At 68.6% G+C, this 25,712-nt stretch carries 23 protein-coding genes and 1 pseudogene; 13 read left to right on the forward strand and 11 right to left on the reverse strand.

From position 1 onward, the window contains the following. Positions 1–132 precede the first annotated feature (132 nt). Entirely contained in the window at positions 133–564 is a 432-nt protein-coding gene (locus IEW24_RS22090; RefSeq protein WP_188582750.1) for a DUF4174 domain-containing protein, read from the forward strand. 242 nt (positions 565–806) lie between these two features. On the opposite strand, the gene IEW24_RS22095 is transcribed toward IEW24_RS22090, so the two are convergent. Together IEW24_RS22095 and IEW24_RS22100 are read right to left on the reverse strand one after the other, a co-directional pair. After that, positions 807–1,286, reverse strand: coding sequence for an MmcB family DNA repair protein (locus IEW24_RS22095; protein ID WP_188582752.1), 480 nt, complete (start codon positions 1,284–1,286; stop codon positions 807–809). Next, the gene (locus IEW24_RS22100) at positions 1,283–2,164 is read right to left on the reverse strand and encodes a YihY/virulence factor BrkB family protein (RefSeq protein WP_188582754.1); all 882 of its coding nucleotides are present in this window, start codon (positions 2,162–2,164) and stop codon (positions 1,283–1,285) included. Before IEW24_RS22100 ends, IEW24_RS22095 begins: the two co-directional genes overlap by 4 nt. Before the next feature lie 143 nt (positions 2,165–2,307). On the opposite strand from IEW24_RS22100, the gene IEW24_RS22105 reads away from it, so the two are divergent. The 5 genes from IEW24_RS22105 to IEW24_RS22125 all read left to right on the forward strand — a co-directional run bounded on the left by IEW24_RS22105 (position 2,308) and on the right by IEW24_RS22125 (position 9,160). Then, entirely contained in the window at positions 2,308–3,465 is a 1,158-nt protein-coding gene (locus tag IEW24_RS22105; protein WP_188582756.1) for an FUSC family protein, read from the forward strand. A gap of 103 nt (positions 3,466–3,568) precedes the next feature. After that, positions 3,569–5,278, forward strand: a complete 1,710-nt coding sequence (locus IEW24_RS22110) for an acyl-CoA dehydrogenase family protein (protein ID WP_188582758.1) — start codon at positions 3,569–3,571, stop codon at positions 5,276–5,278. Positions 5,279–5,398: 120 nt separating this feature from the next. Next, positions 5,399–5,878, forward strand: coding sequence for a transcription elongation factor GreA (greA, locus tag IEW24_RS22115; protein ID WP_188582760.1), 480 nt, complete (start codon positions 5,399–5,401; stop codon positions 5,876–5,878). Between the two features lie 510 nt (positions 5,879–6,388). Next, positions 6,389–7,855, forward strand: coding sequence for a peroxidase family protein (locus IEW24_RS22120; protein WP_188582762.1), 1,467 nt, complete (start codon positions 6,389–6,391; stop codon positions 7,853–7,855). 183 nt (positions 7,856–8,038) lie between these two features. Further along, positions 8,039–9,160 (forward strand): AbrB family transcriptional regulator, encoded by a 1,122-nt coding sequence (locus IEW24_RS22125; protein ID WP_188582763.1) that lies wholly within the window; start codon positions 8,039–8,041, stop codon positions 9,158–9,160. A gap of 10 nt (positions 9,161–9,170) precedes the next feature. Here IEW24_RS22125 and IEW24_RS22130 read toward each other — a convergent pair whose 3' ends face one another. From IEW24_RS22130 to fabA, 4 genes are all read right to left on the reverse strand, one after another. Then, on the reverse strand, positions 9,171–9,785 hold the full coding sequence (locus IEW24_RS22130) for a hypothetical protein (protein WP_188582765.1): 615 nt from the start codon (positions 9,783–9,785) through the stop codon (positions 9,171–9,173). 136 nt (positions 9,786–9,921) lie between these two features. After that, on the reverse strand, positions 9,922–10,797 hold the full coding sequence (fabI, locus tag IEW24_RS22135; protein ID WP_188582767.1) for an enoyl-ACP reductase FabI: 876 nt from the start codon (positions 10,795–10,797) through the stop codon (positions 9,922–9,924). A gap of 168 nt (positions 10,798–10,965) precedes the next feature. Further along, positions 10,966–12,183 (reverse strand): beta-ketoacyl-ACP synthase I, encoded by a 1,218-nt coding sequence (gene fabB, locus IEW24_RS22140; RefSeq protein ID WP_188582769.1) that lies wholly within the window; start codon positions 12,181–12,183, stop codon positions 10,966–10,968. A 171-nt stretch (positions 12,184–12,354) separates the two neighbouring features. Continuing rightward, complete coding sequence (gene fabA, locus IEW24_RS22145) at positions 12,355–12,882, reverse strand: 3-hydroxyacyl-[acyl-carrier-protein] dehydratase FabA (RefSeq protein WP_188582771.1); 528 nt, start codon at positions 12,880–12,882, stop codon at positions 12,355–12,357. 415 nt (positions 12,883–13,297) lie between these two features. On the opposite strand from fabA, the gene mscL reads away from it, so the two are divergent. Next, the gene (gene mscL, locus IEW24_RS22150; RefSeq protein WP_188582773.1) at positions 13,298–13,741 is read left to right on the forward strand and encodes a large conductance mechanosensitive channel protein MscL; all 444 of its coding nucleotides are present in this window, start codon (positions 13,298–13,300) and stop codon (positions 13,739–13,741) included. A gap of 37 nt (positions 13,742–13,778) precedes the next feature. Here the strand turns inward: mscL and IEW24_RS22155 are convergent, their stop codons facing one another. Together IEW24_RS22155 and IEW24_RS22160 are read right to left on the reverse strand one after the other, a co-directional pair. After that, positions 13,779–14,849 (reverse strand): quinone-dependent dihydroorotate dehydrogenase, encoded by a 1,071-nt coding sequence (locus tag IEW24_RS22155; protein ID WP_188582775.1) that lies wholly within the window; start codon positions 14,847–14,849, stop codon positions 13,779–13,781. A gap of 11 nt (positions 14,850–14,860) precedes the next feature. Continuing rightward, positions 14,861–15,559 carry an orotate phosphoribosyltransferase gene (locus IEW24_RS22160; RefSeq protein ID WP_188582777.1) on the reverse strand — a complete coding sequence of 233 codons (699 nt, stop codon included), beginning with the start codon at positions 15,557–15,559 and terminating at the stop codon, positions 14,861–14,863. Between the two features lie 110 nt (positions 15,560–15,669). Between IEW24_RS22160 and IEW24_RS22165 the strand changes: the two genes are divergently transcribed. From IEW24_RS22165 to IEW24_RS22175, 3 genes are all read left to right on the forward strand, one after another. Further along, the gene (locus IEW24_RS22165) at positions 15,670–16,746 is read left to right on the forward strand and encodes a glycosyltransferase family 4 protein (protein WP_188582778.1); all 1,077 of its coding nucleotides are present in this window, start codon (positions 15,670–15,672) and stop codon (positions 16,744–16,746) included. Positions 16,747–16,855: 109 nt separating this feature from the next. After that, a complete protein-coding gene (locus IEW24_RS22170; RefSeq protein ID WP_188582779.1) occupies positions 16,856–18,340 on the forward strand; it encodes an O-antigen ligase family protein in 1,485 nt (494 codons plus the stop codon). Continuing rightward, positions 18,337–19,482, forward strand: a complete 1,146-nt coding sequence (locus IEW24_RS22175) for a glycosyltransferase (RefSeq protein WP_188582780.1) — start codon at positions 18,337–18,339, stop codon at positions 19,480–19,482. Before IEW24_RS22170 ends, IEW24_RS22175 begins: the two co-directional genes overlap by 4 nt. Before the next feature lie 79 nt (positions 19,483–19,561). Here the strand turns inward: IEW24_RS22175 and IEW24_RS22180 are convergent, their stop codons facing one another. After that, positions 19,562–20,347: a DUF4394 domain-containing protein gene (locus IEW24_RS22180; protein WP_188582782.1), complete on the reverse strand. Its 786-nt coding sequence runs from the start codon at positions 20,345–20,347 to the stop codon at positions 19,562–19,564. A 181-nt stretch (positions 20,348–20,528) separates the two neighbouring features. Here IEW24_RS22180 and IEW24_RS22185 point away from each other — a divergent pair, with 181 nt between their 5' ends. Then, positions 20,529–21,089: a sigma-70 family RNA polymerase sigma factor gene (locus IEW24_RS22185; RefSeq protein ID WP_188582784.1), complete on the forward strand. Its 561-nt coding sequence runs from the start codon at positions 20,529–20,531 to the stop codon at positions 21,087–21,089. Beyond that, on the forward strand, positions 21,086–21,811 hold the full coding sequence (locus IEW24_RS22190; protein ID WP_188582786.1) for an anti-sigma factor: 726 nt from the start codon (positions 21,086–21,088) through the stop codon (positions 21,809–21,811). The genes IEW24_RS22185 and IEW24_RS22190 overlap by 4 nt, the downstream gene beginning before the upstream one ends. A gap of 9 nt (positions 21,812–21,820) precedes the next feature. Here the strand turns inward: IEW24_RS22190 and IEW24_RS28860 are convergent. Next, positions 21,821–22,732 (reverse strand): annotated as a pseudogene (locus IEW24_RS28860) (LysR family transcriptional regulator). Between the two features lie 91 nt (positions 22,733–22,823). Here IEW24_RS28860 and IEW24_RS22200 point away from each other — a divergent pair. After that, positions 22,824–23,759, forward strand: a complete 936-nt coding sequence (locus IEW24_RS22200) for an AEC family transporter (protein ID WP_188582788.1) — start codon at positions 22,824–22,826, stop codon at positions 23,757–23,759. Between the two features lie 12 nt (positions 23,760–23,771). Here the strand turns inward: IEW24_RS22200 and IEW24_RS22205 are convergent, their stop codons facing one another. After that, a complete protein-coding gene (locus IEW24_RS22205; RefSeq protein ID WP_244644607.1) occupies positions 23,772–25,601 on the reverse strand; it encodes a heparinase II/III family protein in 1,830 nt (609 codons plus the stop codon). Positions 25,602–25,712: the final 111 nt, after the last annotated feature.

A 25,712-nucleotide genomic window follows, 5' to 3' on the forward strand; every position in this document is an offset into this window, starting at 1 on the left:
TTTCATGCGTCCGCGCCGCCTTTGGTGCCTTGATGCAACGCAAGCGCGTGCGGGCGTGCGGCGCCCTCGTCTACGACCAAAGTTTTATGCGATGCGGTGGAACGGATTCGTTCATTCGCCGTTCACCCCCACATGGCACAGGCGGAATTCGACACCAGCACCTACCATTCGCTCGCGGCGGCGGCCCTGGCGTTCGGCCTTTCGGCCGGCTGGGCTGGCGTGGCGGCGGCAGCTTCCGTGGACGAGCTGCGCTGGAAGGCGCGGCCGCTGGTGCTGTTCGCATCCGGCCCGGACGATCCCAAGCTGCGCGACCAGCTCGCCCGTCTTGCCCCTGAGACGCGGGGCGTCAACGAGCGGGATGTGGTGGTGTTCACGGTGGTGTCGCCGGATGATCCGCTGCGGACCCGCCTGCGGGTGCCGCGTGACGGCTTCCGCATGATTCTGCTGGGCAAGGACGGCCATGTGGCCGAGCGCTGGAGCACCCCGCAGGAGCCGCGTGCCATCTTCAGCCTGATCGACCGCATGCCCATGCGCCAGGACGAACTGCGCAAGCGCGGGCAGTAAGCGTCGCGTTCTCGACCGATCAGTCTTACGAACCTGTCCGCACAAACAGATCGTCATGCCCGGGCTTGACCCGGGCATCCACGTCGGGCCGATAGTGGACGGTGTACGTCTCAGGCGCGCGGTTCACGTTCGCACTTTTTTCGAATCGCCCACCCAGCGGAACCACGTGGATCCCCGGATCAAGTCCGGGGATGACGATCCTCTGTTGCATTTGATACTTCGGCCTCAATACCGGCGAGGCTCTACCAGTCGATGGCCGGACGCATGTCCGGATCATAGAGCGCGGTCAGCCGTCCGGCGGCGGCTCTGGCGAAGCGCAGGGTCAGCGCCTTGCGCGTGGCGGCCGGCAGCGCATGCACCGGCGGCTGGCGGATCATCTCCGCCCCGAACGCATCGCCCACCAGTATGCCGACCTCGTCGGGCAGGATCTCAATCGGAAAATCCAGCGACACCGCGAAGATGAGGCGGTCGCAATAGGCCCGGTATTCGGGCCATTTCGTATCGGTGCGGAAGTCGATCACCGACGACTTGATCTCGATGATCGTCACCTGCCCCTTGCCGTCGAGGGCGATGATGTCCGCCCGCCGGCCGCTCACCAGCGAAAACTCCGGAAGGCCGAACAGGCCGTGCGCCACCAGATGGCGCAGCACGCCCCGCTGCAGCGCCTGCGCGGTGACGGACTGGCGGCCATCGGGCTTGGGGATGGGAAATTCGACACTCACGACGATGCAGCCTCGACAGCCTCGGCCTTGGGGCGGAGCCGCCGGCGCTTCGCCTCGCGTGCGCGCAGGATGGCGGCATTCAGCTCGCCGCCGAAGATGAAGGCGGTGGCGGTGAGATAGAGGAACACCAGCGCCACCATCACCGAGGCGAGGCCCGCATAGGTGGTGACGTAATTGTTCGAGAATTCCGAGAGATAGACACCGAAGGCGGTGGCCGCCACCAGCCAGAGGGTGAGGGTGATGGCGATGCCCGGCAGCACGTCGAGCAGGCGCCGGTGGCCGGCCGGCAGCCACAGATGGGCCATCAGCAGCGCGGTGAGAAGGATCACCGTCGTGATGCCCAGACGGGCGACGGTGACGACGGCGCTCAGCGGCTTCAGCGCCGGCACATGGAACACAGCCGTCTCCCAGATCAGCGGCCCGAGGATGACGAGGAAGGACAGCGCCAGCATGCCCGCTGCGCCGACGATGACGAACAAGGTGGAGCCCACCCGCAGCCGGTACCACGCCCGGTGCTCCTTCACCCCATAGGCGCGGTTGAGGCCGATGCGCAGGCTCTCGATGCCGTTGGACGAGAAGTAGATGGCGAGTGCCACGCCGATGGTCAGCACGTCGGCGCGCACCTGATTGACCACGTTATGGATTTCCCGCGCGATGGGCTCGGCCACCGCGTCCGGCCATGTCTCCAGAATGAGCTGGATGGCCTCGTTGGCGAGCGGGCGCAGGTCCAGGAATCCGGCCAGCGCGGTGAGGAAGATCAGGAACGGGAACAGCGACATCAGAAGCGACAAGGCGATGTGGCTGGCGATGGCCCAGCCGTCGTCCTCGATGAAGGTCCAGACCGCATCCATGATCACTCGATAGGCCCGCAGCAGCATGTGTCCCCGTTCCGCGTGACATTCGGCGCGGCGCATCATAAGCCAGATCGCCCGGCGCAGGAGGCACCGGGTGCGGCTTCCATCCGGGAATAACCCGAAGGCACCGCCGTGGTTCAGGCCCCGCCATTCCGGACCCGTGACCCATGCCCGATTCCGTGCCGGAGCCCGCACCACCCGCCTCCGGGCTCTGGTCGCGCCTGAAGCCGCGCTGGCCGCGTTTCGAGCTGGCGCATCTGCGCCTCGCCGTGCGTGCCACCGTCGCCGCGCTGCTGGCCTATGGCATCGCCTGGTTTCTCGATCTGCCGAAGGGCTACTGGGCGGTGCTCTCCGCCATTCTCGTGGTGCAGTCCTCGCTGGGCGCCAGCGTGGCGGTGGCCTCCGACCGAGCGCTGGGCACGGTGGCGGGCGGCATCATTGGCGTCATCCTTGCCATGCTGGCCGGCCCCTCGCCGGACCTCACCGTGCTGCTGCTGACGCTCGGCACGCTCGTGACCGCGCTGCTCGCCGCCGCCCGGCCGAGCTTCAAGCTCGCCCCCGTTACCGTGGTGGTGGTGATGCTGGCGGACCCCTCCCATGCCCAGCCGCTGGTGTCGGGCCTCCAGCGGGTGCTGGAGATCGGCCTTGGCGGTGCCGTCGGCGTGGCCTGTGCGCTGTTCGTGTTTCCCACGCGCGCGCTGTTCCTGCTGTTTCCCCACGCCGCCGCAGCGCTCGATGCCTGCGCCGCACTGCTGGAGCAGAGCGCGGCGGGGCTGCTCGACGGCACGCTGGATCCGGCCGAGGTGGACCGGCTGAATGCGGGTACGCGCGTTGCCCTGCGCGCCGCCGATCTCCGGGTGGGCGAGGCCAAACGCGAGCGGGCGAGCTGGCTGGCGGGGCCGCCCGATGCCTCGCCCGTGGTGCGGCTGTGCCGCCGGCTCTGGCACTCGGTGATCATCCTGCTGCGGGTGGCGGATGCACCGCTGCCGGAAACCCTCTCCACCCCCGTGCGCCCGACCCTGCAGGCGGCGCTGGCCGCACTCGCCACCGAGTGCCGGGACATTGCCGAGAGCCTGCGCAGCGGCCGGCCGGTGGGCCTCGGCGCCCCCGCCGACAGCGCCGCCGCCATGGGCGCGGCGGTGGCGGCCCTGCAGGCGGAGATGGAGCGCGCCGGCACCGCCGGCCTGCTGCGCGCGGACGGGGCGAGCCTGACGCGGCTCTACACGGCCGTGTCCGGTTGCATCCATGTGCAGGAGGCCCTGATGGAACTGCGCGCCCAGCTCGTCACCTACCGCGCCCAGCAGGAAGAAGTGCCGGCGGCCTGAGCCGCCCCCCTACGAAAGGCCGCGCAATCTCCCGTTGCGTCTGCCGGGAGGTGAGGCGAGGATGTGCAAAATACTGCAATGCACAACCTGAGGGGGTAACGCCATGTCGAGCATTTCCACGCCGCGCACTCTGGCCCAACAGTCCGGGAGCGGGGCTGGCGACGACATGGTCGCGCTGGTGCGCGCCGCTCTGCCGGCGCTGGAACGCACGCTCTCGGACGCCACCCTTTCCGTGCGCGCGGCGGTGAGCGCGGATGGAAAGCTCTCCGCCGATCTGCTGGAGAGCGAGCAGCGCGCGGTGCACGGGCTGGCGTGGCTGGCCACGTATGTCTTCGGCATTCGCGAGCTGGTGCATTATGCCGACCGGCTGGAGGAGGCCGGCAAGTTCGGCCCCACGGAGCGGCTGATCGTGCAGATCGGCGCCGGCGAATACGCCGCCCAGATCCGCGGCGGCATTTCCATGAGCCAGGGCGAGGTGCTGCGCCTTTCCGACCTCTATCTGCCGGAGGAGGCCGAGGCGCTGCTGTGGGAGGACACGGCGGTGGCGGCCCTGATCCGCTCCGGGAACACCGCCCCGGCCCGCGCCGGGCTGATGGACCTCATCCGCGCCCAACACGGCGCCTTCACCGTGGGCGAGGCCGGGCTCGACGAGACGCTGGAGGCCATGCGTTCCGAGATCCGCCGCTTCGTGGAAGCGGAGGTCTCCCCCCACGCGCACGAATGGCATCTGAAGAACGACTATATCCCCATGGAGGTGGTCTCGGGTCTTGCCGATCTCGGCGTGTTCGGCCTGACGATTCCTGAGGCGTTCGGCGGTCTCGGCCTGCCGAAGGAGGCCATGTGCGTGGTCACGGAGGAGCTGTCGCGCGGCTATATCGGCGTCGGCTCGCTGGGCACGCGCTCGGAGATCGCGGCCGAACTCATCCTCGGCGGCGGCACCGATGAGCAGAAGACCCACTATCTGCCCAAGCTCGCCTCCGGTGAGATCCTGCCCACCGCCGTGTTCACCGAGCCCAACACCGGCTCCGACCTTGCTTCGCTCCGCACCCGCGCTGTGAAGGAGGGAGATGTCTACAAGGTCAACGGCAACAAGACCTGGATCACCCATCCCGTCCGCGCCGACCTGATGACGCTTCTGGTGCGCACCGATCCGGCGCAGCCCGGCTACCGGGGCCTGTCCATGCTGCTGGCGGAAAAGCCGCGCGGCAGCGATGAAGACCCGTTCCCTGCCGAGGGCATGACGGGGGGCGAGATCGAGGTGCTCGGCTATCGTGGCATGAAGGAATACGAGATCGGCTTCGACGGCTTCGAGGTGCCGGCGGGCCAGTTGCTGGGCGGCGTGGAGGGGCAGGGCTTCAAGCAGCTCATGAACACGTTCGAGGCCGCCCGCATCCAGACGGCGGCGCGCGCGGTGGGCGTGGCGCAGGCGGCCATGGAGACGGGGCTGCGCTATGCGCAGGAGCGCATCCAGTTCGGCAAGCCGCTGATCTCCTTCCCGCGTGTGGCGGACAAGATCGTGATGATGGCGGTGGAGATCGCCATCGCCCGCCAGATCACCTATTTCGCCGCCCGCGCCAAGGACGAGGGCCGGCGGACCGATCTTGAAGCGGGCATGTCGAAGCTGCTGGGCGCGCGGGTGGCGTGGGCGGCGGCGGACAATGCCTTGCAGATCCACGGCGGCAACGGCTTCGCGCTGGAATATCCGGTGTCGCGCCTTTTGTGCGACGCGCGCATCCTCAACATCTTCGAGGGCGCCGCCGAGATCCAGGCCCAGGTCATCGCCCGCCGCCTGCTGGAAGACGGGCGGAACTGAGGGGAACGCCGGAAAACGCCCCGCCCCGGTTTCGCGGGGCAAGCCGGCGCATTATCTGAAGGGGAACCGGAGCCGCGGCGCAGACGCGATCCGTCCTCACACCCTTTCAGGACCGCCCTCATGTCCGTCGCCTTCACGCGCGAAAACGACCTTGAAGCCACGGCCGCCGATCTGCCGGATCGCCCGATCTCGCCCCATCCCAATCTGGTGACGGCGCGCGGGCTTGAGGCGCTGGATGCGGCGCTGGCGGAGGCGCGCGCGGCCTATGGGGCGGCGCAGACGGAAGGCGACGTGCAGGCCGACCGCACCGCCATGGCGCGGGCGACGCGGGATCTGCGCTATTACAGCGCCCGCCGCGCCACCGCCCAACTGATCGAGACCCCGGCCGATCCGGAGACGGTGCAGTTCGGCGTCACCGTCACCCTGCTGCGCGAGGACGAGCGCCGCCAGACCTTCCGCATCGTGGGCGAGGACGAGGCGGACCCGGCCAAGGGCTCGGTGTCCTATGTCTCCCCGCTGGCGAGCGCGGTCATGGGCAAGGCGGTGGGCGATGTGGCCACCGTGGCCGGCCGCGAGGTGGAGATCATCGCTATCGCCTAGAAAGCGTCCGGCCTCCATGGAGCGGCGAGGCTTTATGGCGCGCCGCTTCAGGCTGTTCGCGCGAAACAGTGCGGTGGGACATGCCTGTCGCCCGCACTCAATACCTCTGTAGCCTTGTTTCGCATGCGATGTTCCGTAGCGTAAATCTTATGGTTGCATTTGCGGTTGGCCGATTGCACTATGGCCTCGCATCGGGCCCGGCAAAGCCGCTGCCCGTCACCTTTCCTCGTCAGAAAAATGTGACATCTGTACTGTGGCGTTGCTGAGTGCGCGTGCCAGTTTGTCATTTTTCAAATCAAAAGCAGCAATAGCGGGCCTGTAGCGACCTCCTACAGCCGCAGAACGATCATGCCGGGGACGCAACCGTCTCCGGTGCGCGCACCTGTATGCCCGTCCGGACATGCGCCCGCTCCGGCGCGTGCGGGGGGAGGCGTGCCTGCGGTGCTGCGCGCCCAGTCGCACATGGTCCGGGCCTCTCGGCCGCGGCACCTTCAAGCTGGAGATGCACCCATGGGATTTCACGGCTTCGACAATCGCTTCGACCGAGCGGTCGACGGCCTGCGCGGGCGCTATTCGGAAACCGGCCGCTTCGGGCGCCTGTTTCCCGAACTGCGCTCCCACAAGGGCTTCACATCGAAGGACGCCAAGCAGCTGGGGCTCGCCCTCGACGGCGGCACGCCCGCGCCCGGTTCGCCGGAAGCCCTGGCGATGGACAATCCGCGCATCAAGGCGGGCTATACCTTCTTCGGCCAGTTCATCGACCATGACCTGACCTTCGACCCGACCTCGATCCTCGAACAGCAGATCGACCCGGAGGCCACGCGCAACTTCCGTACGCCCGCCTTCGAGCTGGACTCCCTCTATGGCCAGGGGCCGCGGGACCAGCCCTATCTCTATGACGGCAAGAACCCCGGCTGCTTCCTCCTTGCCGCCGAAGGCAGGGATCTGGCGCGCAACAGCCAGGAAGTGGCCCTCATCGGCGATCCCCGCAATGACGAGAACATCATCGTCTCCCAGCTGCATCTGGCCTTCCTGAAGTTCCACAACCGGGTCTTCACCGACTTCACCACCGGCACGGATACCGGCGCGCGCTTCCAGGAGGCGCAGACACTGGTGCGCTGGCACTATCAGTGGCTGGTGCTCAAGGAGTTCCTGCCCCGCATCGTCGGCACGCAGACGGCGGAACGGGCGCTGCAGAACACCCGCTTTATCTTCAAGGGCGAACCCTTCATCCCGGTCGAGTTCAGCGTGGCGGTCTATCGCTTCGGCCACTCCATGGTGCGGGCCGGCTATGGCATCAACGATACCGGCGGCGCGCCCATCTTCTCCGACACCGCGCCGACCGACCTGCGGGGCGGGCGGATCGTGCCCCCCAATCTGGTGGTGGACTGGAAGCGCTTCTTCGGTACGGCGGCGCAGCCCAGCTTCCGCATCGACTCGAAACTGTCCTCGCCGCTGACGAAGCTCCCGCCCTCCGTGGTCGGTTCGGCCCCCAATGTGGAACGCTCGCTGGCGGTGCGTAATCTCCAGCGCGGCATCGACGCCCGGCTGCCCTCCGGCGACATGATCGCCCGCTATCTGGCCTTGCCCCATCATCCCGCCCTGCGACAGGACGAACTCTGGGGTCACATCGCCGACAAGCTGCCGGGCCGCACCTATGAGGCCCCGCTCTGGTACTACATCCTGCGCGAGGCGGAGGTGCGCGGCGAGGGGCAGCGACTGGCCGGCGTCGGGGCGGAAATCGTCGCCAATCTGTTCGTCGCCGTCATGCGGGCCGATCGCGCCTCCTTCCTGGCGCAGGAGCCCGACTGGAGGCCGACCCTGGGCGAGAATGGCAAGTTCACCCTCGCCGACCTCGCCAATCTCGCCGAGCGCCGGGGTTCGGAGGGCGCGCCGGAGAAGATCGAATCGGAAGATCTGACGACGCTGCCGGGGGACGAAGACACGCCCCTCGTCATCGCCCGGGCGGCGGAATAGCTGGCGGCACCATATCCGACGGCACCATTTTACGCGCATGACCAAGGGGGGCGGGGGCTTCCCCTTGGTCCGTGACCACGGTTGCGGAAACAGGGTCGACGGGGGCCATATTGCTTGCGATATGGGAAAGACGCGCCTCGGTGCCCCGGCATCGTCCCGACGTCTCTCCCAGCGGCATCCGGCATGAACGATCACAAGCGTTTCCGGCCCAAAGACGTGCCTGACGACACTTCCGAGCGCCCACGCTCGCGTCTGGATTTCCGGGCCTGGCCCGCGCCCGCCCGCTGGCTGCTGCTCGCCGCCGTGTCCATCACGGCGGTGCTGGCACTCGATGCGCTCAATGTCCCCGCCGGGCTGCTGCTGGGACCGATGCTGGCGGCCATCGTGCTGTCCGTGAGCGGCGGCAATCTGAAGGTGCCGCCGACACTGTTCATGGTGGCGCAGGCGGTGGTCGGGCTGATGATCGCCAGCGCCATCCCCACCACCATCTTTCAGGAAGTGGCCGCGCACGGGCCGCTCTTCATCATCGGGACGCTCTCCACCTTCGCCATGGCCGGCTTTCTGGGCTGGGTGCAGTCGCGCATGGGCGGGCTGCCCGGCACCACCGCCATCTGGGGCTCGCTGCCGGGCGCTGCCACCGCCATGACCCTGATGTCGGGCGCCTATGGGGCGGACATGCGGCTCGTCGCCTTCATGCAGTATCTGCGGGTGGTCTGCTGCGCGCTGGCCGCCATGACGGTGGCGAAAACCCTGCAACTGCCGATACCCGTGCCCGAGACGGGCCATGCGGTGATGTGGCCGACGCCCGCGACAGTGGCGGCCATTGGGCTCGCCATCGGCATTGGCGCGCTGGGGCGGCGGCTGAAGATGCCGGGCGGCACGCTGCTGCTACCCATGCTGCTGGGCATCGCGCTGAATTTTTCCGGGCTTCTCACCTATGAGCTGCCGCGCTGGGTGCTCGCGCTGGCCTATGGCGTGGTGGGCTGGGGCATCGGCACCCGCTTCACCATGGAGGTGCTGCGCCATGCCCGCCGGCTGCTGCCGCGCGTGCTCGGGTCCATCGCCATCCTGATCCTGAGTTCAGCATGCGTGGCGCTGATGCTGGTGCAATTCGGCGGCATCGATCCCTTGTCCGCCTTCCTCGCCACCAGTCCCGGCGGCGCCGATTCGGTGGCCATCATCGCCACCGCCACCCATGCGGATGTGGCCTTCGTGGTGGCCATGCAGGTGGCGCGCTTCGTGGTGGTGCTGATCGCCGGGCCGTGGCTCGGGCGGGTGCTGTCGCGGGACCGGGCGACGCAGTAGCCCTGGGCGTTCAGGGCTTGCCCAGCGTCGGCCCGCCCATGACGATCAGGCCCGCGTCCAGCAGGCTTTTGTCTGCATTGGCGGCGGTGGGCATGAGGGAGAGGGCGATCGGGCGCTTCGGGCCGGCCTCGAAGCCGGTCTCCGGCTCGGCCCATCTCGTGCTGTGGACCGGCGAGAAGACGTCGCTGGTCTCGGCGTGCGTCAGCCCGGCCTTGGCGGCCCGTTCGGTGACGCGGGCGATGAAACCCTCCGGCCGCACGCCGAGCTTGCCGTCGCCGGGTGGCCCGTTCTCGCCATAGACGGTGTGCACCACGCAGAAGCGCGCATCCGGCGCCTCGCCCCACGCCGCCACATAGCGCGGCGCCAGCAACTGCACCGTCGTGCCGTGGGCGCGCATGGTCCGGTGCACCGCCTTGAGCGCCTCCTCCGACGCCGGGCGGGTGTCCAGCCCCGCGAACGGCGTCGTGCCGGCGCGGATGTAGCCGAGGCAGTCCTCGAACACGATCCGCATAACGAGCGCTTCGTTCTCCTCCACCTCCGTGGCCGCTGCGGGGGCAAGGGGGGCTGCTGTCGCCAGAAGGGCGGCGATGACACCAAGGAGGAACGGGCGCCGGGTTCGGATCATGCGTCTGCCTTTGCGTGGAGAACGTCACGTCGATTCTAGCGCGGGTCAGCCGCCACCCGCCACCAACCGGAGCGCAAACGAAAACGGGCGCCGCCGCTGTCGCGGGGCGCCCGTCCGATGGATGGCGGAATGCGGCTTACTCGGCCGCCTTCGGGGCCGCGTGGGGCGCGGCGCCGCCGGCGAGGCTGTCGGCCTCCAGCTTGGCTTCCGCGTCTTCCTGCGTCTTCAGCACGTCCGGATGCGGCATGGACATGATGTTGTAGCCGCTGTCCACGAAGTGGATCTCGCCCGTCACGCCGCCGGAGAGTTCCGACAGCAGGTAGAGGGCCGAGCCGCCCACCTCGTCCAGCGACACCGTGCGGCGCAGCGGGGCGTTGCGCTTCTGGTAGTTGAACATCAGGCGGGCATCGGCGATGCCGGCGCCCGCCAGAGTGCGGACCGGGCCGGCGGAGATGGCGTTCACGCGCACACCCTGCGGGCCGTAATCGGCCGCCAGATAGCGCACGCTCGCCTCAAGCGCCGCCTTGGCGACGCCCATGACGTTGTAGTTCGGCATGACGCGGGTGGCGCCGCCGTAGGTCAGGGTGATGATGGAGCCGCCGTTGGGCATCAGCTCCGTGGCCCGTTTCGTGATCTCCGTGAGGGAGAAGCAGGAAATGAGCATGGTGCGGGAAAAGTTCTCGCGGCTGGTGTCCGCATAGCGGCCCTTCAGCTCCGACTTGTCGGAGAAGGCCACCGCATGCACCACGAAGTCGATGGTGCCCCATTCGGCTTTGAGCGCATCGAACAGCGCATCGACGCTCGCGAGATCCTCCACGTCGCAGGGCACCACGAGCTTGGCGCCGAGGCTCTCGGCCAGCGGGCGCACCCGCTTGGCCATGGCCTCGCCCTGATAGGTGAAGGCGAGTTCCGCACCCTGACCGGCCAAGGTTTTCGCGATGCCCCAGGCGATGGAGTGGTCGTTCGCCACACCCATCACCAGGCCGCGCTTGCCCGTCATCAGGTCGTGCATTGACAGAGGTCCTTGATTGCCATGTTGCAATCGCGATAGCAGACCTCGGCGCCAAGCGCCATGGCGGCTGCGATCACCTCGGGTTTCCAATCCTGTCGGACAACCGATGCAACGTCCGTCCCGATCGCGCGACGAACGGGACGGTACCTTGTTCTGTAAGCCGCCGCCTCAGGCGTCCGGGTGCTTCAGCACCAGGCAGGCGTTGGCGCCGCCGAAGCCGAAGCCGTTCGACAGCACATGGCCCAGATGCACGTTGTCGGCGCGCTCGCGCAGGATCGGCATGTCGGCGAAGGCCGGGTCGATCTCGTCGATATGGGCGCTCTTGGTGATGAAGCCGTTCTGCATCATCAGGATCGAGTAGATCGCCTCATGCACGCCGGTGGCGCCCTGCGAATGGCCGGTCAGCGACTTGGTGGCGGAGATGGGCGGGCACTTGTCGCCGAACACGGCGCGGATGGCCTCGATCTCCTTCAGGTCGCCGATGGGCGTCGAAGTGGCATGGGGGTTGATGTAGTCGATGGGCGCCTTGATGTCGGCCATGGCGAGACGCATGGCGCGCTCGGCACCTTCACCCGAAGGGGCGACCATGTCGGCGCCGTCGGAGGAGACGCCATAGCCGGCCACTTCCGCATAGATGCGGGCGCCGCGCGCCTTGGCCAGCTCGTAATCCTCAAGCACCAGCACGCCGGCGCCGCCCGAGATGACGAAGCCGTCGCGGTTCTTGTCATAGGCGCGCGAGGCGACGGACGGGGTCTCGTTATAGCCCGAGGACATGGCACCCATGCCGTCGAACAGCACGGAGAGCGTCCAGTCCAGATCCTCGCAGCCGCCGGCGAACACGCGGTCCTGCTTGCCGAAGGCGATCTGCTCGTAGGCGTTGCCGATGCACACGTTGGTCGTCGCGCAGGCGGCCGACATGGAATAGCTCAGGCCCTTGATCTTGAACCAGGTCGAGAGCGTGGCGGAGGCGGTGGAGGCCATGGCCTTGGGCACCGCGAACGGGCCCACGCGCTTGGGGCCCTTGGTGCGGGCGGTGTCGGCCGCTTCGATGATGGTGCGGGTGGAGGAACCGCCCGAACCCATCACGAGGCCGGTGCGCTCGTTGGAGACTTCATTCTCCTCGAGGCCGGCATCGCGGATGGCCTGTTCCATGGCGACATGGTTCCACGCGGTGCCGCCGCCGTGGAAGCGCATGGCGCGCCGATCCACCACGTCCTCGGCCACCAGCGTCGGAGCGCCGTGCACCTGCGAGCGGAAGCCGAGGCGCGCGTAGTCCTCCGCGGTGGTGATGCCGCTCCTGGCCTCGTGCAGGCTGCCGAGCACTTCCTGCGTGGAGTTCCCGATAGACGAGACGATGCCCATCCCGGTGACGACGACGCGCCGCATGGCACCTCCTGGTCAGAACCTCCGGCATTCCTGCCCGGAGCGCCCGGCGCCGCGCTAATCCGTGCCGGATGGCGGGCGGGCGAGATCAATATGGGCGAACCGGGACGGTCCGCAAGACATCCGCCGGCCGCGATCGGATGACCGGGCGGCGGACAGGGGCACGCGCGGGCGTCAGGCGCCCGCAGGCGCCTGGTCGGCCTGGAACAGTCCCACCTTCAGATCCTTGGCGCGGTAGATGACCTCGCCATCGGCGGCCAGAAAGCCGTCGGCGATGCCGAGCACCAGCTTCGAGCGCATGACGCGCTTGAAGTCGACGCCGTAGACAACCTTCTTCATGTTCGGCAGCACCTGGCCGGAGAACTTCAGTTCGCCGAGGCCGAGCGCGCGGCCACGGCCGGGCGAGCCCAGCCAGCCGAGGAAGAAGCCCACCATCTGCCACATGGCGTCGAGGCCGAGGCAGCCCGGCATGACCGGATCGCCCTTGAAGTGGCAGGGGAAGAACCAGAGGTCCGGGTTCACGTCCAGCTCGGCGCGCACAAAGCCCTTGCCGAACTCGCCGCCGGTCTCGGAGATTTCCGAGATGCGGTTGAACATCAGCATGGGGGGAAGGGGAAGTTGCGCATTCCCGGCACCAAAGAGCTCGCCCCGCCCGCAGGCAAGGAGGTCCTCATACTCGAAGCTGGTCTGCCGGTCTGCCATTCTCTCTGCTGTCGCCATGCTGTCCACGAAGGGTGATTTCATCGGCCTTTGAGCCGCGTCCGTTGCCGAACGCCGGCACTCCCTATCATAGGAGCCATCGCGCTCAAAGTCATGAAAGCGTCACGCCTGCGCTTTGCCAGCCCTCTAAATGTCCGGGGAGCCGAGGTCCGCGCCGCACCCCGCGCCGCGCTTGAGGTCAAGCTGCGATTATATGGGGCACGAAATCGCCGCCGCCGCGTTAAGCGATGAGGGGCACCGCAATACAGCCATCTGTGGCAAGCTTGGACTTGGTGGCCTTCGGGCCGCCCGGCCACCCGTGTGTGGCGCCCGCGGGCCGATGGCCCGGCTCAAGCGACGAGGACAGTCCGGGATGCCGCATGGTGCCGCATCCCGGCGGCAAACGAGGAGATCCCGGATGCTCAAGGAATTCCGCCAGTTCGCGATGCGCGGCAACGTCGTCGATCTCGCGGTCGGCGTCATCATCGGCGCGGCCTTCGGCAATATCGTGAGTTCGCTCGTCGGCGACGTGTTCATGCCGATCATCGGTGCCGTCACCGGCGGCCTCGACTTCTCCAACTACTTCCTGCCCCTGTCGTCGGCCGTGACCGCCGACAATCTGGTGGATGCCAAGAAGCAGGGCGCGGTGGTGGCCTATGGCGCCTTCATCACCATCGCCATCAACTTCATGATCGTGGCGACGGTGCTGTTCTTCGTGGTGCGCGCCATCAACACCTTCAAGCAGGAAGAGAAGAAGGTGACGCCGCCGGCCAAGTCCGAGGTGCTGCTGGAAGAGATCCGCGACCTCATCGCCCGGGACGTGAAGGCCCGCGAGGGCGGCGCGCCGCCAGCCGCCGTCTGAGCCTTAAGCCGAACTGACCGGCCACCGGCCGGTCGGTTCACTTGATATCGACGCCCACCGCCTCGGACACGCTGCGGAAGCCGTCCGCCTGGAGGCGCGCGGCCAGATCCGCCTTGATGCGCGGAATGAGCGCAGGGCCCTGGAACACCAGCGCCGAATAGAGCTGGACCAGATCCGCGCCGGCGCGGATCTTGGCATAGGCGTCGGCGCCCGAGGACACACCGCCCGAGCCGATGATCGGGATGCGCCCGCGCACCAGCCGGTAGAGCGCGCCGAGCCGTTCCGTGGAGAGCGCGAACAGCGGCTTGCCTGAGAGGCCGCCGGTCTCGCCCTTGTGGCGGCTCTTCAGGCTGTCGGGGCGCGACAGAGTGGTGTTGCCCATGATGATGCCGTCCACACCCAGCTCCAGCGCCACTTCGGCCACGGAGGCCAAAGCGTCGTCGTCGAGATCGGGGGCGATCTTCACCAGCAGCGGCGGGCGGGTGGCCACGTCGGGCAGGCTCTCGTCACGGGCGCGGATGGCGTTGCCGATGAGGGCGGACATCTCGGCCCGGCCCTGCAGCAGGCGCAGGCCGGCGGTGTTGGGCGAGGAGACGTTGCAGACGATGTAGTCCGCGAGGCGGCAGGTGGCGGAGACGCCGGCCACATAGTCCTCGCTGGCGTCTTCGGTTTCCTTGTTCTTCCCCACATTGGCACCGACGATGCCCGGCAGCCCCGCAGCCCGGCGCTTGCCCAACTGGTAGATGAAGGGGGCGAGGCCGTGGGAATTGAAGCCGAAGCGGTTGATGACGCCGCCGTCCTCATCCAGCCGGAACAGGCGCGGCTTGGGATTGCCCGGCTGCGGGCGCGGCGTCACCGAGCCCGCTTCCACGAAGCCGAAGCCCATGGCGAGCAGCGGGTCGATGATCTCCGCATGCTTGTCGAAGCCGGCCGCCAGCCCGATGGGGTTGGGGAAGTCGATGTTCCACACCCGCGTCGCCAGGATCGGCAGGTCCGGCCCGCCATCGAGCGGGATCAGGCCCTTCTTCAGGCCCTTCACCACAAGGGTGTGGGCCTGCTCGGGGCTGATCAGCGGCAGGAGCGGGCGAACGAGGGGGTAGAGATCCATGGTTTTCGGTATCACTCGCTCATCTGCGAGGCGCCGCCATGGGCCTTCGACCAGGCGTGCGGATCGTTGAGGAAGCTTTCGATCTCTGCCACCTGCTCGGGCGGGAAGCGGTTCATTTCCTTCACCGCCGCCAGGATGTCCCACCAGGTGCAGAGATAGTGCAGCTCAAGGCCGGCGTCCTTCAGGATCTGCTTCGATTCGTTGAAGATGTCGTAATAGAAGAAGACGAAGCAATGGTCGCAGACGGCGCCCGCATTGCGCAGGGCCTGCACGAAATTCACCTTGCTGCGGCCGTCGGTGGTGAGATCCTCCACCAGCAGCACGCGGGAGCCTTCATCCAGATGGCCCTCGATCTGGGCATTGCGGCCGAAGCCCTTGGGCTTCTTGCGCACATACTGCATGGGCAGCATCAGCCGGTCGGCGATCCAGGCCGCGAAGGGGATGCCCGCCGTCTCGCCGCCGGCGGCGGTGTCGAACTGCTCGAAGCCGATCTCGCGGTAGATGTTGGAGATGGCGAAGTCCACCAGCGTCTGGCGCACGCGGGGGAAGGAGATCAGCCGGCGGCAGTCGATATAGACCGGGCTCGCCCAGCCGGAAGTGAAGATGAAGGGCTCGCCGGAGGAGAAGCGCACCGCTTCCACTTCCAGCAGCATGCGCGCGGTGAGCCGCGCGGCGGTGGCCTTGTCGGTGAAAGCAGTGACGGTGGACATGGGTCGCGGGCCCTTCGTTCGAATATCGTTGCGGGCATATATCAGAGCCTGCGGCCGGAAACAGGGGCCAGCGTGACATAGATGGGCTGCGCGGGCAGGGGAGCGACGAAATGACGGTGGCGGGCGGCGGCGGGCGGCAGGGACAGGACGATGTGTGGCTGCTGGTGGACAGCTCCACCGTGGGCGGCATCGAGACCCATATGGGCGTGCTTGCGGCGGCCCTGATGCGGCAGGGGCTCGGCGTGCGCGTGATCCTGATCGCCGATCATGGCGCCAACCCGTGGTTCGCGCAGCTCGATGCCGCAGGCGTGCCCCACCGCACGTTGTCCGGCGGCTTCAAGGGACTGCTGGCGGCGCTGAAGGCGGCGCGCCCGCGCATTCTCCACACCCATGGCTACAAGGCCGGCATTCTCGGCCGGCTGGCCGCGAAGCTGGCCGGCGTGCCCTGCGTGTCCACTTTCCATGCGGGGGAGCGCGGCAGGTTCCCGGTCTCGCTCTACCAGACGCTAGACAGCTGGACCTCCTGCCTTGCCCGCCGCATCGCGGTCTCGCGGCCCATTGCCGAAGGACTGCCGTTCGCGGCCGAGGTGATCGGCAATTTCGTCCCCGTCCCGGCCGCGCCGCCGCATGGCGCACGCCCCGACACGGTGGGGTTCGTCGGCCGGTTCAGTCACGAGAAGGGGCCGGATCTTTTCTGCGCGCTGGCGGAGAAGTTTGCCGGCTCAGGACTGGCATTCGAGGCGTTCGGCGACGGGGCCATGCGGCCGGAGCTTCAGGCGAAGACCGGGGCGGCGGTGCAGTTTCACGGCCTCGTCACCACACCGGGCGCCATCTGGCCGCGCATCGGCCTGCTGCTGATGCCCTCGCGTGCCGAGGGCCTGCCGCTGGCCGCCATCGAGGCCATGGCGGCGGGCATCCCGGTGGCGGCCAGCGCGGTTGGGGCCTTGCCGGATCTGATCCGGCAAGGCGAGAACGGCTATCTGTTCCCGGCCGGCGACCTCGACGCCATGGAAAGCGCCGTGCGCGCATGGGCGGGCCTCGATGCGGCGGCCCGTGCCGCCATGGGGGAGGCGGCGTGGCGCACCGCGCGGGCGGGCTATGCGGTGGATGTGCTGCTGCCGAAGGTGCGGGCCGTCTACGCGGCGGCGGGCGCGCGGCTGCCGGGCGGGGATAGCGCGGTTTCGTGATCAAGTTGGAGCAGGTTGGCCCGGCTCAGCTTCCGGTTGGCATCTCGTCGTTAACGCATCCTGTGTATAGAATGACGGCTTAACCGGCGCCCTCACCGAGACCGCAGACGTGACCGAAAGCTCCTATTCGTCGGCCGGCCAACCGGCGAGCACCGGCTACAAGCGCGAAACGCACTGGATGCAGATCATCGTCGCCTTGCTGGCGACGGGGTTCATCTTCTATTTCTGGATGTCGAAGCCGGGGCTGGAGCTGCCGCTCATGCTCGCCGGCGGCTCGGTGCTGGTGGTGCTGGCCTTCAAGCGCCCCTCGGTGCCCTGCATCATCTTCGTGTGCTTCTCCTTCCTGCGCATCCATGAGGCGTTTCCGGCGCTGTCGGAGCTGCGCATCCCGCAGCTGCTGGCCCAGCTCACCATCATCGTGATGTTCTGGCATCTGGTGCTGATGCGCACGGTGAAGCCGATCTGGTCGGTGGAGATGACCGCCTTCGCGGTGTTCTTCTTCTTCGTCACCGCCTCCATGTTCATCTCCACGGGGCGCGACCTCTCCTACAAATTCTGGTCCGACACCTTCCTGAAGGTGGGGATCATGACCCTGCTCATCGCCTGGACCACCCGCAAGGCGGCCGATTTCCAGCTGGCGATGCAGACCATCATCATCGGCGGCATCGCCGTGTCCTGCGTGGCGCTCTACAACAAGGTGAACGGCATCGGCCTCGTGGAAGGCACCCGCGTCACCATCGGCCGCGCCGAGGGCTCGGTGCTGGGCGATCCCAACGATCTGGCCCTTGCCCTGCTGTTCCCGCTGGGCTTCGCCGGGGCTCTGGCGTCGGGGCGCACCAGTTTCCTCAACCGCCTTCTCGGCCTGATCGGCTTCGGCTTCGTGGTGGCGGCCATCATCGCCACCCAGAGCCGTGGCGGTCTTCTGGGCATGGCCACCGTGGTGGCGGTGCTGGGCAGCCGGTTCGTGAAGAACAAGCTGCTGCTGTTCGGCGGCGGCGGCGCGGCCATGGTGCTGCTCTATATCGTCGCCGGCATCGCCGGCCGCTCGTCGGGCGGCGCGGCGGAAGCGGGCATCGACGAAAGCGCGCAGGGCCGCCTCAACGCCTGGACCACCGCCTGGAACATGGCCAAGGCCCATCCGCTGCTCGGGGTCGGCGTCAACACCTTCCCGGCCAACTACTTCTTCTACACCGAGGACTGGGACGGCCACGAGCACGCGGTGCATTCCACCTGGTTCGGCGTGCTGGCGGAAACCGGCTTCCTCGGCTTTTCCGCCTTCATCACCATGGTGGGCCTGCTGCTCAAGCGCAGCTGGAAATGCCTGAAGGCCATCGAGGAGCCGGGCACCGATCCGCGCCTTGTGATCATCGCCTATGCCCTCGCGGCAAGTCTGGCTAGTTTCTGCGTGGCCGGCACCTTCCTGACCCAGGGCCTGGCGTGGCCGCTCTATGTGATCCTCGCCATGACGGTGTCGCTGTGGCGCCTGCTGTCGGCGCAGGAGGAGGTGGTGACGGTGGTGCCGACGCGCCTGCCCGAGGTGCCGCCCGTCGGTCCGTCCGCCACCGTGGTTCCGCTGGCGCGGCCGGGCGAATGACCGCCGATCTCGTGGTGTTCGGGGAGGATTGGGGCAGCCACCCCTCCTCCACCCAGCATCTGGTCGGGCGGCTCGCCCGTGACCGCAGGGTGCTGTGGGTGAATTCCATCGGCCTGCGCAGGCCCAAGCTGAATGCGCAGGATCTCCGGCGCATCGCCACCAAGCTCAGGGCCATGGCCGGGCGTGGACGCGCGGCTGCGCCTGCTCCCGCTGCCAGGCGCGATGCGCATGCGGACGGGCCGGGGCCGGCCCGCGTGCTGGCGCCCTTCGCCATTCCGTGGCCGGGCAGCACGCTGGCGGAGGCCGCCAACCGGCTGCTGATCGGCCGGCAGGTGCGCGCCGCCATGGCGGAAACCGGCATCTCGCGCCCCATTCTCTGGGCTTCGCTGCCGAGCGCGGTGAGCGTGGTGGGGGCCCTGGGCGAGCGCGCGCTGGTCTATTATTGCGGCGATGATTTCGGCGCGCTCACCGGCGTGGATCACGGCCCGGTGCTGGAGATGGAGGCGCGCCTTGCGGCGAAGGCCGATCTCATCGTGGTGGTGAGCGAGGCGCTGGCCGCGCGCTTTCCCGGCCGCAACGTGCTGCTGCTGCCCCATGGGGTGGATGGGGCGCTGTTCTCCACCCCCGTGCCGCGTCCCCTCGATCTGCCGCCGGGGCCGGTGGCCGGCTTCTACGGCAGCATTTCAGACTGGCTGGACATTCCCATGCTGGCGGCGGCGGCCCGCGCCATGCCGGACTGGAGCTTCGTCTTCATCGGCCCCGTGCGCACCGACATTTCCACGCTGGAGACGATCCCCAACGTGCATTTCCTGGGGCCGCGCCCGCACGACGTGCTGCCCGCCTATGCGCAGCATTGGGACGTGTCGCTGATCCCGTTCCTGGACAATCCGCAGATCCGCGCCTGCAATCCGCTGAAGCTGCGGGAATATCTGGCTTCGGGCACGCCGATCGCGGCCACCCGCTTTCCCGCGCTGGTGCCTTATGAGGCGCACGTCGCCTGCATCGATCCCGGCGGCGACCTCGCCATGGCCATCCGGGAGGCGGCATCCGATCCGCGCGCGGCGGAACGCCGGGCGAGCGTGTCCACCGAGGACTGGGATGCCCGCGCGGCGGTGCTGTCCGCCGCGCTGGCGAAGCTGTGAGGGGCTGAGAGAATGTTTTTCGGCTTGGATTGCGGAGCAATCAAAGCCGAACATGCTCTAGGCCCCGCGTGCCCTTGCCTCACATGGCGGGCAGGATGGCGATGTCGTGCACCTTGCCGGACACGCCCGCCACCTTGCCGGCGGCGGTCGCCTTGCCGCTGGTCAGATCCACCTTGTAGAGCGTGTCGCCGGCCATCAGCCAGCCATCGTTGGTGCCGCCATCGCCGGCCGCGATGTCGAAGGCATAGCTGGGGGCGGTGATGCCGAACTTGCCCACGGCGGTAAGCACGCCGTCATTGGGCGGGGCCTGCTTCACCAGCGCGCCGATGGTAGCGTCCACGTCGAACAGCGCGGTTTCCTTGGCGCCCTTCATGGAATTGGTATAGGCGCCGGCGACGATCTTGGGCGTCTCGCCCTTGTGCATGTCGGTCTCGGCGAACTTCAGGCTGCCGTCCTTCGTGACCTTGCCGTCATCCACATTGGCCCGCAGGTTGGTGCCATCGCTGCCGATCACGCGCAGCCGGTCGGCCACCGGGTTGAAGTCTACGGTCGCCATGGTGCCCATGGGCAGCATGGTGTCGAGCTTGGATTTCTTCATCGCCGCGCCGCTCTTGGTGTCGATGGTGGCCACCGTGCCATCCTCGAACAGGCCGTAGAGCATGCCGTCGGCGGGGCGGACGTCGATGCCCACCAGCTTGCCGTCCACGCCGGAGACCTTCATGGGCGCGCCGGCCTTCATCGCCTTCACATCCACCACGGCCAGCATGTTGCCATCGAGCAGCGCCACCACGCTCTGGGCGTGAGCCGCACCCGCCGTGCCGGCGAGGAGGGCGGAAATCGCGAGGGCCATCATCGGGGTCTTCATGAGCCAAACTCCCTTTCGGATGCCCGGCATTCAGCCCGGGTCACAGGGGGTACAGCTCCGCAGGCGCTCTGGATGCAGAGAAAAATCATTTTTCTTCAAGTGCATCCATTGGCCGTGCCGCAGCGTAATCGCGCAGGACGACACTGCGCGCGCAAGACGGGATCCAGGCTTGATGCCAGCGATGACAAAACCGCTTCCGGGCCGCCGGGACGATGGCCTGGCGCAGGCGCTGGCCGGCTGCGCGGCGGGCGACGCGGCGTGCCTGCGCCGCCTCTATGACGGGCTGGCCCCGCAGATGACGGGCGTCGCCATCCGTCTGCTGCGCCGGCGGGAGCTTGCCGAGGATGTGGTGCACGACACCTTCGTCCGCATCTGGGAGAAGGCGGCCCTGTTCGATCCCGAGCGCGGGGAGGCGCGGACCTGGATGTTCGCCATTCTGCGCAACCGGGCGCTCGACGTGCTGCGGGGCGAGGGACGTACCGATCTCGTCGATGATTTCGAGCCGATGGGCATGACCGACGAAAGCGTGGATGCCGAAGCCGCCGTCACCGCCCTGTCCGAAGCCGGTGCGCTGCGGCGCTGTCTCGGCCGGTTGCAGCCGGTGCAGCGCAGCGTCGTGGTGCTGGCCTATACGCGCGGCCTCAGCCACGGCGAGCTGGCGGGCCGGCTGGGCGTGCCGCTCGGCACCGTGAAATCGTGGATGCGGCGCAGCCTGCTGGCGCTGCGGGAGTGCATGGCATGATCCGGCAGGAGGATGACGCACTGGCCGGCGAACTGGTGATCGGCCTGCTGGACGAAGCGGAGCGCGCGCGCTGCGAGGCGCGGATCGCGCGCGACCCCGACTTTGCCGCCCGCGTGGAACACTGGCGCCACCGCTTCGCCGAGCTGGACGCGACGGCGCGGCCGGAACATCCCGCGCAGGATTTGTGGGCGCGCATCGCCGCCACGGTGGCGCAGGAGCGGCCCGCAGCCGAGGCGACGGTGGTGCCGTTCGCCGCGCCCCCGGCTGCACGCCGGCCCCTGTGGGACAACCTTCCGCTCTGGCGCGGGGTCGGGCTCGGCGCCATGGCCGCCGCGCTGGTGCTGGCGGTTGGCCTCGGCCTGATGGTCCGCACGGCGGGCCGCACGCCGGTGCTGGTGGCGGTGCTGCTGTCGGACCAGAACCGCCCCGCCGCCGTGGTGAATGCGTTTGCCGACGGGCGCACGGAGCTGGTGCCGCTGGAGGCGCTGAGCGCGCCCGAGGGCAAGTCGCTTCAGGTCTGGACGCTGTGGGATCGCAGTCGCGGCCCGGTGTCGGTGGGCCTGCTCAATGCCCTGCGCAGCCTCGATCTGAACGTCGAGCATCTGCCGCGCACGGCGACCGACCAGCTGTTCGAGGTGACGCTGGAGCCTGCCGGCGGCTCGCCCACGGGGCGCCCGACCGGACCCATCCTCATGAAGGGCAATGCCAGCCGCACGCTCTGAGCGACGGGCTCAGAGCGGCTGCGCGGCGACCCCCATCGGCGGGTCGAGGCTGTCGCAGATGGAGAGGAAGCCCGAGAGGCAGGGATTGGCATTGTCCGGTTGCCAGAGGGCCACCTGATCCACCTCCGGCGGATCGTCCATGCGGCGGAACGCGGCGCCTTTCACCTGCGCCCGCTGCATGGAGGCGGGCACGAAGGCGACGCCGAGATCCTCGGCCACCAGATTGACGATAGTCTGCTGGAGATAGACCTCCAGGGCGATCCGCGGCGCAAATCCCGCGCCCGCACAGCGCCGCACCACCGCATCATGCAGCAGCGGGGCCTGATCGCGGGGCACGATCAGGAAACGCTCGGTCTCGAAATCGCGCACCTTCACCCGCCGCGCGCGGGCAAGCGGATGGGTGTGCGGCAGCACCGCATGGAGCGGCTCGCGCAGCAGCAGTCTGGAGGCGGTGGGGGTGGCGAAGGCGTCGGGAAAGCTGATGCCGAGATCCACCTAGCCGCTGCGCAGCGCCTGATCGAGCACCACCGGCATCATCTCGCGCACCTTGAGCTGCACCTGCGGGAAGGCGTCCCGGTAGCGGCGCATGAGGGCGGGCACCACGCTGTAGGCGGCGCACATGGTGAAGCCGATGGAGAGCTGCCCCATCTCCCCCGCCCGCGCCGCCGCCACGTTCCGCCGGGCGCGGGCCATCTGCCGCAGCACGTCGCGGGCGTCGGCGAGGAACTGCACGCCGGCCGGGGTGAGCACGATGCCCTTGGCGCCGCGCACGCACAGCTCGGTCTTCAGCTCCGCTTCCAGCGCCGCGATCTGCCGCGACAAAGGCGGCTGGGACATGTGGAGGCGGGCGGCGGCGCGGCCGAAGGTGCCGGCATCGGCGAGTTCGCAGAAATAGCGCAACTGGGCGAGAGTGATGGTCATACCCTGAAGGTATCAGATCGAGCCAAATCCGTATTGGATTTGCATCGGTGCCACCCGTAGAGCGGAGGTCTCATCATCTGGACCCGCGCCCGTGCTGACCACCGTTCTCACCATCCTCCCCATCTTCGCGATCATCGCGGCGGGCTATGCGTGCCGGCGGGGCGGCATTCTCGGTGCCACGGCGGCCTCGGAATTCAACCGCTTCGTGGTCTATCTCGCGCTGCCGGCGCTGCTGTTCGACGTGATGGCGGGGGTGAAGTGGAGCGCCATCTGGCAGCCGGGCTTCATCGTCGCCTTTTCGGCCGGCACCTTCGGCATCTTCGCCATCGCCTTCTTCCTCCGGCTGAGGCGCGGCCAGCCGGCGGCGGATGCGGCCATCGACGGGCTCAACGCCGGCTATGCCAATGCCGGCTTCGTGGGCTTTCCGGTCTGCGAGGCGGTGTTCGGCCGCGAGAGCCTGGCGCTCGCCACCATCGCCGCCGTCATCACCGTGTGCGCCCTGTTCGCGGTGGCCATGGTGATCATCGAGGTGGGATTGCAGAGCGAAGCCCGCCCGCACCATGTGGCGCTGAAGGTCGGCCGCTCGCTGGCCCGCAACCCGCTGCTGATCTCGCCCATCGCCGGCCTTGCCTGGGCGATGACGGGCCTGCCCATTCCGGCCCCCATGGAGAGCCTGCTGCACATGCTGGGCGGCACCGCCACCACCTGCGCGCTGATGTCGCTTGGCCTGTTCCTCGCCAATGGCGCGCGGGCGCAGGGGCGGCCGGACAAGGCGGTGCTCGCCTTCTCGGGGCTCAAGCTGGTGGGCCAGCCGGCGCTCACCGCCGTGGTGGCCTATGGCGTGCTGCACCTGCCGCCGGTGGTGGCGGGCATGGCGGTGCTGATGGCGGCTTTGCCTACGGGCACCGGCCCCTTCATGCTGGCGGAATATTACGACCGGGAGGCGGTCGCCACCTCCCAGACCATCCTCATCACCAACGCGCTGTCGGTGATCACGCTCGCCGTGTGCATTGCGCTGATCCGCTAGAAGCGGATCGGTTCAGCGCAGGCTTTCGTGCCGCGATCCGCGTGAGCCGCTGCCACGGGGCGGCTGGGCCTCGCGGGTGCGCAGCAGGGTCCAGACGAGACGCGGATCCGTGTCCAGCATGCCCAGCAGCACGATCTGCGTGGTCCGGCGCGGACCATCCGGGCCGCCGAGGAACACGCTCTCATCCAGCACCACCTGCTGGCCCGGCGCCACGAAGGCCCAGGCCTCGCCGTTCGGCAGGCCGAGCAGCACGGTGGAGGGATCGTCCAGACGGTCCACCTGCACCTGCGGGTGGAGATGGAAGCGCAGGGCGAAGGATGTCTGCGGCAGGTTCGGCGGCGCGCCTTCCGCCGGGCGGAACAGATCCTCGCCATCCAGCCGGCTGCCGTCCGCCGCCAAGCGCCACGAGCGCTGGTGGACGACGCCGAAGGGCTCGTCATAGCCGTCATGGCTCGCCCGCAGCAGCACCGTGCCCTCGCGGGCGCCCCGCTGCACGGTCACGTCGCGGGGGCCGGAGACGATGGGGACACCCGCGATGCGCGTCAGGCTCTTGCCATGCAGGAAGCGGCAGGAGGAGGTGTCGCCGATCACCGCCGTGGAATGGGCGGCGGTGGCGCGGGCCACCTGCCGCCAGGTGTCGCGGTTGAAGGCCGTCATGCCGCAATTCACCACGATGCGGTTGCGGCCCGAGGAGAATTCGAACGCGAGGCACGAGGCATGCGCCTCTGCCGAGGCGGCGAGCGGGGGCGGCGGGCCGGTGTCGGCGATCACCACCGTGCCCTTGGCATCCAGCCGCTGGAAGCCGGAATGGGGTGCATTGGCCACCGGCGCCCCGCGCGCATCGTCATAGGCGAGGATGGTGGCGAGCTGGTCCGCCGCCGTATGGCCCATGCCGTGGAACAGCGCGAAGGCGCCGTCCCCATGCCGGAAGAAGCGCAGCATGGGCATCATGCGGTCGATGGCGTTCATCAGCGCCGGCGGGGCGGGCTGGTTGCGCGCGCCGAAGGCGTGGCGCAGCGGCAGCAGGTCCAGCAGCAGGTCGATGAGCGCGCCGGGGCTGCGGGAGATGCAGCCGCCGTCCGGCAGGATCTGTCGGTCCAGCTCCTCGGTGAGGCGCTTCTGGGCCGCGCGCAGGAGGCGCGACTGCTCGGACATGCACAGGCCGGCGAAGACGAGCGCGATCACCACCAGCAGGCGCGGATAGCCGTCCGGCGCATCATTGGCCGCCTTGCGCAGGCCCCGCACCTGCCGGGCGATGGCGCGCATGAAGCGGCGATAGAAGTCGTGGTCGGCATCCTGAAGGATGAAGGGGGCCTGCGTGAGCCAGGAGATGACGCGGTGCGCCGTCACCTGCGGATCGGCGGCAATCGCCTTGGCGCGGCCGGGATCGCGCATCCAGTCGCCCACCAGCGCACGGGCATTGGCCCTCGCGATGGTGGTGCCGGCGGCGCGCAGATGGCGCAGCCAGGAGAAGCCGTGCAGCATCTCCGCCCATTCCTTCGAGGGCGGGTCGAGTTCGAACGGGGTGCGGCCTTCCAGCAGCGCCACCTTGCCGGCGAAGGAGAAGGTGCCGGCATAGATCTCGCTGGCCTGCGTGGGATCACCCGTGCGCAGATCCTGCGGGGCGATGAGCAGGCGCTCGGGCACCGGCACCGCCACCTGCGCGAGGGTGAGCGGGGCGCCGGGCGCGCGTGCGGTGGCGAGCCGCCAGAAGCGGTCCATGAGATAGAGCGCGAGGCGCGAACGCTCCATGACCGCCACCCGGCTCACGCCGCGGCCACGGGGCCGGCGTTGCCGCCCCGGTCCGTTCCACGGCATGTGCCCAGCCGTCGTGTTCGCCATCGCTCCGCTCCCGTGAGGGCTCTGAGACCGTGCCGTGCTCCGGCCCGGCGCCCGAAAAAGGGCGCGCTGGGGCGGGGCAAGGCGGCATCGGTCCTCATGGCCCTCGTTCGG

Origin of the sequence: Azorhizobium oxalatiphilum (assembly GCF_014635325.1) — a bacterium.
In the GTDB taxonomy this organism is placed as follows: Bacteria; Pseudomonadota; Alphaproteobacteria; order Rhizobiales; family Xanthobacteraceae; genus Azorhizobium; species Azorhizobium oxalatiphilum.

Coding starts and splice junctions, on each gene's coding strand:
- IEW24_RS22090 (WP_188582750.1), top strand. CDS start 133: ATGGCACAGGCGGAATTCGACACCAGCACCTACCATTCGCTCGCGGCG.
- IEW24_RS22100 (WP_188582754.1), bottom strand. CDS start 2,164: ATGCTGCTGCGGGCCTATCGAGTGATCATGGATGCGGTCTGGACCTTC.
- IEW24_RS22105 (WP_188582756.1), top strand. CDS start 2,308: ATGCCCGATTCCGTGCCGGAGCCCGCACCACCCGCCTCCGGGCTCTGG.
- IEW24_RS22110 (WP_188582758.1), top strand. CDS start 3,569: ATGTCGAGCATTTCCACGCCGCGCACTCTGGCCCAACAGTCCGGGAGC.
- greA (WP_188582760.1), top strand. CDS start 5,399: ATGTCCGTCGCCTTCACGCGCGAAAACGACCTTGAAGCCACGGCCGCC.
- IEW24_RS22120 (WP_188582762.1), top strand. CDS start 6,389: ATGGGATTTCACGGCTTCGACAATCGCTTCGACCGAGCGGTCGACGGC.
- IEW24_RS22125 (WP_188582763.1), top strand. CDS start 8,039: ATGAACGATCACAAGCGTTTCCGGCCCAAAGACGTGCCTGACGACACT.
- IEW24_RS22130 (WP_188582765.1), bottom strand. CDS start 9,785: ATGATCCGAACCCGGCGCCCGTTCCTCCTTGGTGTCATCGCCGCCCTT.
- fabI (WP_188582767.1), bottom strand. CDS start 10,797: ATGCACGACCTGATGACGGGCAAGCGCGGCCTGGTGATGGGTGTGGCG.
- fabB (WP_188582769.1), bottom strand. CDS start 12,183: ATGCGGCGCGTCGTCGTCACCGGGATGGGCATCGTCTCGTCTATCGGG.
- fabA (WP_188582771.1), bottom strand. CDS start 12,882: ATGGCAGACCGGCAGACCAGCTTCGAGTATGAGGACCTCCTTGCCTGC.
- mscL (WP_188582773.1), top strand. CDS start 13,298: ATGCTCAAGGAATTCCGCCAGTTCGCGATGCGCGGCAACGTCGTCGAT.
- IEW24_RS22155 (WP_188582775.1), bottom strand. CDS start 14,849: ATGGATCTCTACCCCCTCGTTCGCCCGCTCCTGCCGCTGATCAGCCCC.
- IEW24_RS22160 (WP_188582777.1), bottom strand. CDS start 15,559: ATGTCCACCGTCACTGCTTTCACCGACAAGGCCACCGCCGCGCGGCTC.
- IEW24_RS22165 (WP_188582778.1), top strand. CDS start 15,670: ATGACGGTGGCGGGCGGCGGCGGGCGGCAGGGACAGGACGATGTGTGG.
- IEW24_RS22175 (WP_188582780.1), top strand. CDS start 18,337: ATGACCGCCGATCTCGTGGTGTTCGGGGAGGATTGGGGCAGCCACCCC.
- IEW24_RS22180 (WP_188582782.1), bottom strand. CDS start 20,347: ATGAAGACCCCGATGATGGCCCTCGCGATTTCCGCCCTCCTCGCCGGC.
- IEW24_RS22185 (WP_188582784.1), top strand. CDS start 20,529: ATGACAAAACCGCTTCCGGGCCGCCGGGACGATGGCCTGGCGCAGGCG.
- IEW24_RS22190 (WP_188582786.1), top strand. CDS start 21,086: ATGATCCGGCAGGAGGATGACGCACTGGCCGGCGAACTGGTGATCGGC.
- IEW24_RS22205 (WP_244644607.1), bottom strand. CDS start 25,601: ATGGCGAACACGACGGCTGGGCACATGCCGTGGAACGGACCGGGGCGG.